General features: G+C 72.1%; 9 protein-coding genes. All 9 read left to right on the top strand.

Annotation, left to right across the window (positions count from 1 at the left end; genetic code table 11):
* Window positions 1-2,143, top strand: a 2,143-nt coding sequence (locus tag AC4GY7_RS17860) for a TonB-dependent receptor (protein ID WP_491116535.1), incomplete at its 5' end; no start/stop codon positions are given.
* 207 nt (window positions 2,144-2,350) lie between these two features.
* A complete protein-coding gene (locus tag AC4GY7_RS17855) occupies window positions 2,351-3,646 on the top strand; it encodes a glycosyltransferase family 4 protein (RefSeq protein ID WP_491116533.1) in 1,296 nt (431 codons plus the stop codon).
* A gap of 3 nt (window positions 3,647-3,649) precedes the next feature.
* On the top strand, window positions 3,650-4,747 hold the full coding sequence (locus AC4GY7_RS17850; protein ID WP_491116531.1) for a KpsE/RkpR family capsule polysaccharide export protein: 1,098 nt from the start codon (window positions 3,650-3,652) through the stop codon (window positions 4,745-4,747).
* On the top strand, window positions 4,744-5,526 hold the full coding sequence (locus AC4GY7_RS17845) for an ABC transporter permease (RefSeq protein WP_491116529.1): 783 nt from the start codon (window positions 4,744-4,746) through the stop codon (window positions 5,524-5,526). The genes AC4GY7_RS17850 and AC4GY7_RS17845 overlap by 4 nt, the downstream gene beginning before the upstream one ends.
* Complete coding sequence (locus AC4GY7_RS17840; RefSeq protein WP_491116527.1) at window positions 5,523-6,971, top strand: ABC transporter ATP-binding protein; 1,449 nt, start codon at window positions 5,523-5,525, stop codon at window positions 6,969-6,971. The genes AC4GY7_RS17845 and AC4GY7_RS17840 overlap by 4 nt, the downstream gene beginning before the upstream one ends.
* A complete protein-coding gene (locus tag AC4GY7_RS17835; protein WP_491116525.1) occupies window positions 6,968-8,272 on the top strand; it encodes a glycosyltransferase family 4 protein in 1,305 nt (434 codons plus the stop codon). Before AC4GY7_RS17840 ends, AC4GY7_RS17835 begins: the two co-directional genes overlap by 4 nt.
* Complete coding sequence (locus AC4GY7_RS17830; protein WP_491116523.1) at window positions 8,272-9,450, top strand: polysaccharide biosynthesis/export family protein; 1,179 nt, start codon at window positions 8,272-8,274, stop codon at window positions 9,448-9,450. The genes AC4GY7_RS17835 and AC4GY7_RS17830 overlap by 1 nt, the downstream gene beginning before the upstream one ends.
* Entirely contained in the window at window positions 9,447-10,601 is a 1,155-nt protein-coding gene (locus AC4GY7_RS17825) for a glycosyltransferase family 4 protein (protein WP_491116521.1), read from the top strand. The genes AC4GY7_RS17830 and AC4GY7_RS17825 overlap by 4 nt, the downstream gene beginning before the upstream one ends.
* 60 nt (window positions 10,602-10,661) lie before the next feature.
* Window positions 10,662-11,786, top strand: a complete 1,125-nt coding sequence (locus AC4GY7_RS17820; protein ID WP_491116519.1) for a CDP-alcohol phosphatidyltransferase family protein — start codon at window positions 10,662-10,664, stop codon at window positions 11,784-11,786.

Genomic DNA, 11,786 nt, shown 5'->3' with positions numbered 1-11,786 from the left:
CGTGGAGCGGGTCGGCGCGGTCGGCTGGCGGCTCCGCCCCGCCGTGGCCCCGCCGCCGCGACCGCGCCGCACGCCGCCGCCCGTCGCGGCGCCGCCACCCGATCCGGCGCCCGATCCCGACATCGTCGTCATCGCCAGCAAGCGCGACACCACCCGCGATCAGTTCGCCGGCCAGGTGGCGCGCGTGCCGGGGGTCGAGCTGGAACGCGGCGGCACCGGCGGCACCGAGCGCCTGGTCCAGCGGCTCACCAGTGTCACCTCGACCTATCTCGGCGCCGGCCGCAACAAGCTGTTCATCCGCGGCATCGCCGATTCCAGCTTCACCGGCCCGACGCAGGCGACGGTCGGCCAATATTACGGCGACCTGCGGCTCAGCTACAACGCGCCGGACCCGGACCTGCGCCTCGCCGACCTCGCCGCGGTGGAGGTGCTGGAGGGGCCGCAGGGCACGCTGTACGGCGCCGGCTCGCTCGGCGGCATCATCCGCCTGGTGCCCAACCCGGTCGACCTCGCCACCACCAGCGGATCGGTGGTGGTGGGAGCCTCGGCGACCGCGCACGGCCAGCCGGGGCTGGACACGCAGGCGGTGCTCAACGCCCCGATCGTCGCGGACCGGCTCGCGATCCGCCTCGTCGCCAATGCCGCCACCGAGGGGGGCTATATCGACAAGCCGCTGCTCGCCCGCACCGACGTCAACCGCACCCGCATCCAGGGCGGGCGGGCGACGGCCCATCTCGCGCTCGGGACGGACTGGAGCGCCGAACTCGTCGGCCTCGGCCAGCGGATCCGCGGCGCCGACAGCCAATATGCCGACCGCACCGGTGCGCCGCTCTCCCGCCTCGCCGCGGTCACCGAAGGCTTTCGCGCCGACTACGGCCAGGCGCAGGCGATCCTCGCCGGCACGATCGGCGACGTGCACCTGCGCTCCACCAGCGGCATCACCGCTCACGACCTGCTCGAACGGTACGATGCGACGGCGGCCGGCGGCCCCGACCGCGTGTTCGTGCAAAGCAACCGGACGCGCATGCAGGCGCATGAAACCCGCCTCTGGCGCAGTGCCGCGGATGGTTCGGGGTGGCTCGGCGGCATCAGCTACATCCACAATCGCACGGTGCTGCGCCGGCTGATCGGCGCCCCCGATCGGCCCGCGCCGACCACGGGGGTGGAAAACGGCGTGACGGAATGGACCGCTTATGGCGAGGGCAGCATCCGTCCCCTGCCCGGCCTGCTCGCCACCGCCGGGCTGCGCGCCACCCGCTCGACGCTGGAGGGGCGCGGCGAGGATGTGTCGCCGGCCGTGGCGGCGCTGCGCGACGATGCGCCGGCACGCCGGTCGCAGACGATCGTGCTGCCCGCCGCCGCGCTGCTCGTCGACGTGGCTCGGGGGTCCAAGCTGTTCGTCCGCTACCAGCAGGGGTTCCGGCCCGGCGGCCTCGCGATCGAGGGCGATTTCGTCCGCCAGTTCCGCAACGATCGGGTCGCCACGATCGAAGCCGGCCTCCGCCACACCGCCCGCCGTATCGACCTCAGCATGACCGTCGCGCGGGCCGCCTGGCGCGAGATCCAGGCCGACTTCATCGATGGCTCCGGCCTGCCGAGCACCGCCAACATCGGCAACGGCCGGCTGTGGACGATCGAGGCCGCGGCAGGGGTGCGGCCGCTGGCCGGCCTGCGCATCGAAGGCGGTGCGACCTACAACGACGGCCGCATCGAGGAGCCTTCGCAGGCACTGGTCGCGCTGGCGACGGCGACCGGTGCCCCACCCGGTGCGAACGCCCGCGCGATGGCGCTCGCCCGCCTCGAACAGATCCCCAATATCGCCCGCTTCACCGGCCGGATCGGCGCGATCTACACCCGCACCCTCGGCAACGCGGCGCTCACCATCGACGGCTCGGCGCGCTACATCGGCTCCTCGCGCCTCGGCGTCGGCCCGGTGCTCGGCCAGCGCCAGGGCAGCTACCTCGACACCGAACTCACCGCGCGGCTGGATTTCACCCGCTTCGGCCTCAGCGCGAGCGTCAGCAACCTCACCGACACGCGCGGCAACCGCTTCGCCCTCGGCACCCCCTTCGCCACCGGCCGCGACCAGGTCACCCCCTTACGCCCCCGCATGATCCGCATCGGCATCGACACGCGCTTCTGATCCTGCCGCAGCGCAGCGACCCACAAGCGCCGCACACGCCGCATGACGCCTCCGACAGAGCTGGCGCAACCAGAAGACGGGCGAACCGGACGGCAGCACGCCCGCCGCAGCCCCCCCGCCGAACCCATCGCCCCCCACGCCCATCCACCCGCACGAAATCAACGCGCCTTACCAAGGCTATGCCGCCGCGCCTCCGTCTGAGGGAGGATGCACGGCCACCGCTCCCATTCCTTCTGCCCGATCGCCGCCCCCGTCCTCCTCGACGTGACGCGGCTCATCGAACTGCGCTGGACCGGGCGCCAGCCGAACGGCATCGACCGCGTCTGCCTTGCCTATGCGCGGCATTTCGCCGAAACCGCCCGCGCCGTGGTGCAGCATCGCGGCGTCGTCCGCGTCATCGGGACCGGCGCATCGCGGCGCCTGTTCGACCTGCTCGCGCAGAGCGCCGGTGCTGTGCGTCCGCGGATCGCCGCGCATCTCGCCCGGGCGCTTGCCGCACCGTTGCGTCCGCAGCCGGGCAGCCTCTACCTCAACGTCACACACACCGATTTCGATCTTCCCGCCCACGCGCAATGGATCGCGCGGCATGCGCTGCTGCCGGTCTATCTGCTGCACGACCTCATCCCCATCCTGCACCCGGAGCATTGCCGCCCCCATGCCGTCGCCCGGCATACCGGGCGCGTCGCGGCGGCGCTGGCACAGGGAGCGGGGATCATCGTCGGCAGCGCCGCGGTGGCGCGCGACCTTGGCGATCATGCCGCGCGGCATGGCCTGCCCATGCCCCCGGTCGCCGTGGCGCCGCTGGCCGGGGCCGGACTGCGGCCGGATGCAGTGCAGGCGGCGGGCGTCGGCGGGGGTGGCGGCGGCGGGGGTGGCGGCGGCGGGGGTGGCGGCGGCGGGGGTGGCGGCGGCGATTACTTCCTCTGCGTCGGCACGATCGAAAGCCGCAAGAACCACCGGCTGCTGCTGCGCGTCTGGCAGCGGCTCCACGCCCGCCTGGGGCTCGCCACACCGCGGCTGGTGATCGTCGGCCGCTGGGGATGGGGGTCGGCGGACGTGCGCCGCGCGCTGCAGGCCTCGGGCATGGCCGGCGGGTTGATCCGCGTGCTCGACGATTGCGACGACGCGACGCTCGCGGCGCTGATGGCCGGGGCGCGCGCGATGCTGATGCCCTCGCTCGCCGAGGGCTTCGGATTGCCGATGGCGGAGGCATTGGCGCTGGGCGTGCCGGTGATCGCCAGCGACCTCCCCTGTTTCCGCGAGGTCGGCCGCGGCATCCCCTGCCTGCTCGATCCCCGCGACGCTAGCGCGTGGGAAGCCCGCATCGCCGCGCTCGATCCCGCTGCGGCCCGGCGGCAGCGGCACATCGACGCACTGCACGGCTATCGCCCGCCCGATTGGGCCGATCATTTCGCCGTGCTCGCACCCTGGCTGGCGGCGATCGCCGATACGCCAACCAACACCGCCGCGCCCAGCCGTCGCAGCCTCACCGTGGAACCCTGACCCGTGCCGTCCCGCCTGCCGCGCCCCGCGCCCCTGTTCCTTGCGCTGGTCGTCATCCCGACGCTCCTCGCCTTCCTCTATTTCGCGTTCTTCGCCAGCGACGTGTACGTGTCCGAGGCGCGGTTCGTGGTGCGCAGCCCCGGCAAGGCGGCGGCGACGTCGATCGGCCAGATGCTCAGCGGCAGCGGCCTCAGCGGTGCCAGCGAAGAGAGCAATGCGGTCGTCGAATATCTCGAATCGCGCAGCGCCCTGGCGGATGCCGATCGCGACGGCCTGCTGACCCGCGCCTATGCCGCCGGTTCGGTCTTCGTGCTCGACCGGTTCGGCGGCCTGCTGCCCGCCAATCGCGAACGCTTCTTCGATTATTACTTGGGCAAGGTGGAGGTCGAGCCCGATCCGACGACGCAGGTCCTGCACCTCGGCGTCAGCGCCTTCGCGCCGGAGCAGGCGCGCGCGATCAACGAACGGCTGCTGGATCGATCGGAAGCGCTGGTCAACCGCCTCTCCGCCCGTGCCCGCACCGATGCGGTGGCGGTGGCGGAGGCGGACGCACGCGCCGCGCAACGCCGCGCCCGCGACGCCGCCGTCGCGCTTGCCGGCTATCGCAATCGCGCCGGTATCGTCGATCCCGAGAAGGAGGCCGAATCCCGCCTTCAGGGCATCGCGAAGCTGGAGGACGACCTCGTCGCCGTCCGCACCCAGCTGCGGCAGATGGAGGAATTCACCCCCGCCGCGCCGCAGATCCCCTATCTCCGCACCCAGGCATCGACCTTGCAGCGCGAGATCGCGGCGCGGCGGTCCGGCGTTGCCGGCGGGCGCCATTCGCTGTCGGCGGCGGGCGCGCGCTATCAGGTGCTGCAGCTCGACAGCGAACTTGCCGGCAAGCAGCTCGCCGCCTCGCTGGCCTCGTTGCAGGATGCGCATGCCGAGGCGCGGCGCAAGCGCGCCTATGTCGAGCGGATCGCGCCGCCCAGCCTGCCCGATTATCCCATCCGCCCGCGCCGCCTGGGCGGCGTGCTGGCGGTGCTGGTGCTGGGCCTGCTCGCCTGGGGCATCGCCGCGGTGCTGCTCGCCGGCATCCGCGAGCATCGCGAGGGATGACCACCCTTGCCCACAGCCTGCGGGTGCAGGGGCGCGTCCTGTCGGCGCTGCTGCTGCGCGAGATGCTGACCCGCTACGGCCGCCACAACATCGGCTTCCTGTGGCTGTTCGTCGAGCCGATGCTGTTCACGCTCGGCGTCGCGGCGCTGTGGACGGCGGCCCGGGCCTATCACGGCAGCGACCTGCCGATCGTCGCCTTCGCGCTCACCGGCTATTCCAGCGTGCTGCTGTGGCGCAACATGCCCGGCCGCTGCATCGGCGCGCTGTGGAGCAACCTGTCGCTGCTCTACCACCGCAACATCCGCGTGCTCGACATCTACATCGCCCGCGTCGCGCTGGAGTTCGGCGGCGCCACCATGTCGTTCGCGGGGCTCAGCCTGCTGTTCATCGCGCTCGGCTGGATCGAGCCGCCGCGCAACATCCTGGAGGTGGTCGGCGGCTGGCTGCTGATCGCCTGGTTCGGCGCCGCGCTGGCGATCACGCTCGGCGCGCTCAGCCACCAGAGCGAGCTCGTCGACAAGCTCTGGCATCCCGCCTCCTACCTCATCTTTCCGCTGTCGGGCGCCGCCTTCCTGGTCGATGCGCTGCCCGCCGCCGCGCAGCGATACGTACTCTACATCCCGATGGTGCACGGCACGGAGATCGTGCGCGAGGGCTATTTCGGGCCGCGCGTCCACGCCCATTACGATCTCGCCTACGTCATCCCCGTCTGCCTCGCGCTGACCTTCGTCGCGCTCGGGACGACGCAACGGGTCGCGCGCCGGGTGGTGCCCGAATGATCCGCCTGCACGACGTCCGCAAGGTGTACCCGACCCGCTCCGGCGACAATGTCGTGCTCGACGGCGTCACCTTCGATCTCGCCCGTGGCGAGCGGCTCGGCGTGCTCGGCCGCAACGGCGCCGGCAAGTCGACGATGGTCCGCCTGATCAGCGGCGCGGAGCGCCCCACCTCGGGCCGGGTCGAGCGCCACATGTCGGTATCCTGGCCGCTCGCCTTCGGCGGCGCGTTCCAGCCGACGCTGTCGGGGATCGACAACATCCGCTTCATCAGCCGCATCTATGCCCAGGATTTCCAGCGCAATCTCGCCTTCGTCGCCGATTTTTCCGAACTCGGCAGCTACCTGCGCGAACCGGTGCGCAGCTATTCCTCGGGCATGCGGGCACGGCTCGCTTTCGCCATCTCGATGATCATCGAATTCGATTGTTTCCTGATCGACGAGATCGGCGCCGTCGGCGACGCCCGCTTCCACGATCGCTGCAACCACGAACTGTTCGGCAAGCGCGGCGACCGGGCGATGGTGCTCATCAGTCACGATCCCGGCTATCTGCGCGATCATTGCAACCGGTTCGCGCTGCTTCACGGCGGGCGGCTCGCGCTGTTCGACGATTTCGACGCGGCCTATGACCGCTTCCGCACCGCGATCGGCCTTGTCGCGGCCCCCACCGTCGACCATGCCGCCGCCGCGGACCGTGCCGCGCTGATCGAGGTCGCGCAGCACCGCGCGCTCGGCGACGACCGGTTCCGCATGGCGGTGCGCGAGGGCGACTGGCGCCGGGATGCCCGCGATTGGGCCGGTGCCGAAGCGCGCTACGCCGCCGCACTCGCGCTCCACCCCTATCAGCGCTCCTATTGGGTGCAGCTCGGCCATGCCGCCAAGGAAGGCGGCCACTTCGCCCGCGCCGAACTCGCCTATCGCACCGCCTGTGCGATGGGCGAGCCCGCCGCCGACGTGATCGAGCACCTGCGCTTCGTCATCGCGAGCGCGGGCGGCGACCCCGCGGCATGGCCGATTCACCCCTATCGCAAGGGCCCCGCCGCCACGCAGAGCCCCGGGCGGCCCGACGTGGCGGCGCTCGCCTGGCTGCTGTGGCACGGCACGATGCCCGACGACGGCGAGGCCGCGGCCCTGCTGCGTCATCATGCCAGCTGCGATGCGCTCGCTGCGGCGATGGTCGCTGACCCCCGCTTCGTCGCCCCCGGCAGCGGCCCCGCCGCGCAACCGGACGCCACGCAACAGGACGCCCCGCGACAGGACGCCGCGCAGGCGGCGGCGAGCGACACCTCGCACGGCGAGGCGGTGCGCGTCCTCGCCCTGTCGCACCTCCCCCAGCCGGAGGCGGCGGACGTGATCGCCCGCATGGCCACCGAACCGGCCTGGCCGCTCGCCGCCGCCGCCGGTGCCTTCCGCGACTGGCCGCTCACCCGGAAGGCGCTGTACGGATGACGCACATCCTCATCGACGGCTACAACCTCGGCCTGGACAAGGGCACGGGCGTCGCCACCTACGCCCGCAATCTCGCGCAGGCGGTCGGGCAACTCGGCCACCGCACCTCGGTGCTCTACGGCGGCCGCCTGCCCTCGCCCCGCCAGCCGCTGCTGCGCGAGATCGCCTTTTTCGACGCGGAGACGGGCGCGAAGCCCAACCGGCTGCGCGATCTGGCCGGCATCGTCTCGCCCCGGCCGGCGCAGGCTGCCGAGATCCCCGTCACGGGACGCGTGGTGGCCCGCCAGTTCGCCGCGCGGCTGCCGCATCACGACACGCTCTACAACGCGCCCGACGTGTTCCGCCGCGCACACGGGCGCTTCCATGCCTGGGGGCAGACCACCGCGGTGCGGATGCCCGTGCCCCCCGATCTTGCCCATTGGACATACCCGCTGCCGCTGCGCGTACCGGGCGCCGCCAACCTCTATACGCTGCACGATCTGGTGCCGCTGCGGCTGCCCTACACGACGCTCGACGACAAGCGACGCTACCTTGCCCTCGTCCGCCAGCTGGCGCGGAGCGCGGACCATCTGGTCACCGTGTCGGAATGCTCGCGGCGCGACATCATCGACCTTGCGGGCGTCGCCCCGGACCGCGTCACCAACACCTATCAGTCGGTCGATATCCCCGCCCGCCTGCGCGCCCTGCCCGACGAACAGGTCGCCCGCGACGTCGAAGGCGCGCTGGGCGCCGCCTACAAGGGCTATTTCCTGTTCTGGGGATCGATCGAACCCAAGAAGAACGTCGGCCGCATCGTCGAGGCCTATCTGGCGAGCGGCCTCTCGACGCCCCTCGTCATCGTCGGCGCACGCGCCTGGCGGGCGGAGGCCGAGCTGCGCATGCTCGATGCCTTCGCCAACGGCAGGTCCGCACAGGGCAGCATGCACGGCGACGTGCGGCGCGGACGGATCATCCAATTGCCCTATGCGCCGTTCGCGCTGCTGGTCAGCCTGATCCGCGGGGCGAAGGCGGCGCTCTTCCCCTCGCTCTACGAAGGGTTCGGGCTGCCGGTGCTGGAGGCGATGCTGCTCGGCACGCCCGTGCTGTGCTCGGACACCGCCTCGCTGCCCGAGGTGGCGGGCGATGCCGCGATCACCGTCGACCCCTATGACAGCGCCGCGATCGCCGCCGGGCTGCGCGCGCTCGATGCCGATGCCGACCTGCGCACCGACCTCGTCCGCCGCGGTTTTGCCCAGGCCGCCTTGTTCTCGCCCGACCGTTACCACGCGCGTCTCGCCGCGCTCTACCAGAGGTTCCTGTGATGCCCGCCCCTGCCTTGCGGCGTGCCGCCCTGCTGCCCGCCTTCCTCGTGTCGGCCGCCCTGCTGGCCGGCTGTTCCACCGTCGGTGGATCGGGGCCGTCGACCGGCGCGATCGATCGCGCCGCCCGCGCGCCGGCGGCCAGCACGGGTATCGTCGTCGTGCCGCTCGACGATGCCGCAGGGCGGCAGGCGGCGACCTTTGCCCGCTCGCAGCGCTTCGCCGACGTGTTCGGCATGGTGCCCGCGACCGGCACGGTGATCGGCGTCGGCGATGCGCTCGATATCGCCATCTGGGAGGCACCGCCCGCCGCGCTCTTCGGTGCCACCGCCCCCGGCGCCGGGGTCGGCAACGCGCTGGCGCAGAGCGCGGGCATCCCGCAGCAGGTGGTCGGCGAGGACGGCACCGTCACCATTCCCTTCGTCGGCGTCGTGCCGGTACGGGGACGCCAGCCGCAGGAGGTCGCCCGCACCATCGTCGCGCGGCTCGCCGGCCGTGCCCATGCACCGCAGGCGATCGTGCGGCTGGCCCAGAACGACAGCCGCGCCGTTACCGTGATGGGAGAGGTCGGCGCGACTCGCCGCCTGCCGCTGACGCCGCGCGGCGAGCGGCTGCTCGATGCGCTCGCCTCCGCCGGCGGATCGCGCCAGCCGGTGGCGAAGACGACCATCCAGCTGACCCGCGCCGGCCGCACCGCCGCCATGCCACTCGACGCCATCGTCCGCGATCCGGCGCAGAACGTGACGCTGCAGCCCGGCGACATCGTCACCGCCATCTTCCAGCCCTACAGCTTCATCGCGTTGGGTGCGGTCGGCCAGAATGCCGAAATCCCGTTCGAGGGCGGCGGCATCTCGCTGGCCCAGGCGCTGGGGCGGGTCGGCGGCCTGCGCGATGATCGTGCCAATGTGCGCGGCGTCTTCGTCTTTCGCCTCGAACATCCCGATGCGCTCCTGCCCCATGTCGCCGCCACGGCGCGGCGGACTTCGGACGGGCGCGTGCCGGTCGTCTACCGGCTCGACCTCGGGCAGGGCGCCGCCTTCTTCGCGGCGCAGGATTTCGCGGTCCGCGACAAGGACGTGCTCTACGTCTCCAACGCGCCGATCGCCGATCTCCAGAAATTCCTCAACATCGTCTCCAGCGCCGCCTTCTCGGTCACCGGCATCAACAACGCGCTGCCATGATGGCGCACGGCCGGTCGACGGCCACCATCTGCATCGACTGCCGCTACATCGGCCCACGCCCCAGCGGCATCGCAGAGGTGGTGCGGCGGCTGATCGACCATCTGCCCGCGCTGGCGCCGGACCTGCGCTTCCTGCTGCTGCGCCATCCGGCGCATGCCGGCCCGTTGAGCGACGCCGCCAACGTCGTCGAGCAGGTCGTGCACCATGCCGCCAACGGCCCGGCGACCTTGTGGTGGCTGCCCGAGGTCGCCGATCTCTCCCGCGCGGACCTGTTCCACGCGACCTTCAACATCATGCCCGCCGGGCTGACGATGCCCTGCGTCGTAACCATCCACGACATCATGCGCCTGACCCATCCGGCTTGGTGCCGCACCGGCCTGCGCGGCGCGGTGGAGCGTCATTTCTACGGCCATGGCCTGCGCCGCGCGATCCGCCATGCCGATGCGATCGCCGCGATCAGTGCCGCCACCGCGGCAGAGATCGCGCGCTACCATCCGCCCGCCGCGGCACGGACCAGCGTCACCGCCTCCGGCGTCTCGGCGCAGTTCCGCCCCGCGCCGCCCGATCCCGCGTTGCTCGCCGGCCTCGGCCTCGTGCCGGGCAAGCCCTTCGTCCTGACGGTCGGGCAGGATGCGCCGTACAAGAACCATGAGGGCGCCTTGCGCGGCTTCGCCGCCGCCTTTCCCGCCGATGCACCGATCGACCTCGTGTTCGTGCAGCGCCAGGGCGCCGGCCGGGCGCGGCTGAACACGTTGGCGCGCGCCTTGGGCGTGGCGGATCGCATCCGTTTCCTGCCGGCGGTGGACGACGCGCAACTGGTCGCGCTCTACGGCGCGGCGCGCGTGCTGCTCCACCCGTCGCTCGCCGAAGGATTCGGCAATCCAGTGGCGGAGGCGATGGCCTGCGGCTGCCCGGTCGTCACCAGCAACGTCTCGTCCATGCCCGAAGTCGCCGGGGGGGCGGCCGTGCTCGCCGATCCGCAGGACGTCACCTCGATCGCCGGCGGGTTGCTGGCGGTGGTCCACTCGCCGGCACGGGCGGCGGCGATGCGGCGGGCGGGGCTTGCCCGTGCCGCCGCGCTCGACTGGCGCGATTTCGCCGCGGCCAATCTCGCCATCTATCGCAGATTGCTCGCCGATCGCACGGCCTGACCAAGGTTGGCGCCGCTCCGCTCCGTCAGTCGGACGATGCAGCTAGCGGGAACGATTGCCTTGTCTCACATCCTCCTGGTCTTCGAGAGCGCGGCGACGGTCGAATACAACGTCGCCGGCCTTCCCGCCGGCGCGCGCGCGGTGCATGCCCTGGCCAGCCTGACGCGGGACGACGGCATCCACGGCTGCACCCTGGTCGCCGACCGGGACTGGACGCCGAGCGGCCACCTGATCGTCGAATGCGAACGGCTCGCGCCCCGCCTGCCGCTCGCGTTCGCCGGCCTGCCGCCGGCCGGGGATGCGCTGGCGGTGAGCGGCGAAGCCTTCGTCGCCGCGCTCGCCCGGCGCCATGCCACGGGATCGCGCGACGACGTGCTGTTCGCGCTGGTCGATGCCCGCATCCGGGGGGCGGCTCCGCTCGACGCGCTGCGCCGTGCCGGCCGCGATATCCTCGCGGCCACCGGCAAGGGCAGCGACGGCATCGTCTCGCGCTACCTCAACCGTCCAATCTCGCGCGCGATCAGCGGCCAGCTGCTGAAGATCCGCGGGATCGAACCCTCGCATGCCACCGCCGGCACCGCGCTGATCGGGCTCTGCATGGCGCTGGCGCTGGTGCTGGGCGAAGGCGCCGGGCTGATCGTTGGGGCCTTGCTGTTCCAGGCGGCGTCGATCTTCGACGGGGTGGACGGCGAGATGGCGCGGGCGACCTACCGCACCTCGCGGGGCGGCGCGGCGCTCGACAGCGCCATCGATGCGTGCACCAACCTCGCCTTCGTGCTGGGGGTGACGATTAACGTCGCGCTCGCCGGCGATACGCTGGGGGCGACCGCCGGGGGCGTCGCGCTGGTGACGCTCGCGGCCGGCCTCGCCCTGATCGGCCGCCGCGCCCGTGCCGCGCGCGAGCCGCTGAACTTCGACGTGGTGAAGCGCCACTTCCGCCGAAAACGCCGCAATTTGCTGCTGGACTGCCTCATCCACCTCACCATGCGCGATTTCTATGCCGCCGCCACCACCCCCCTCCTCCTCGCCGGACTGGCACATTTTGTGTTGTTGGCGTTCGCGACGATCGCTTTGGGCTGGTTCTGCGTGACCGGCGTCGTACTCGCTCGCACCGCACGCCGGCGTAGCTCCATGTGTACGGCTTATCCGCCACATCGCGCCTGCGCCCCGGTGCGTACGGCCTGA

The sequence above is a fragment of the Sphingomonas sp. SP5 genome, from assembly GCF_058313455.1.
Note: the sequence above shows the minus strand (reverse complement) of the source record. Positions and strands in the feature narration are given on the sequence as shown.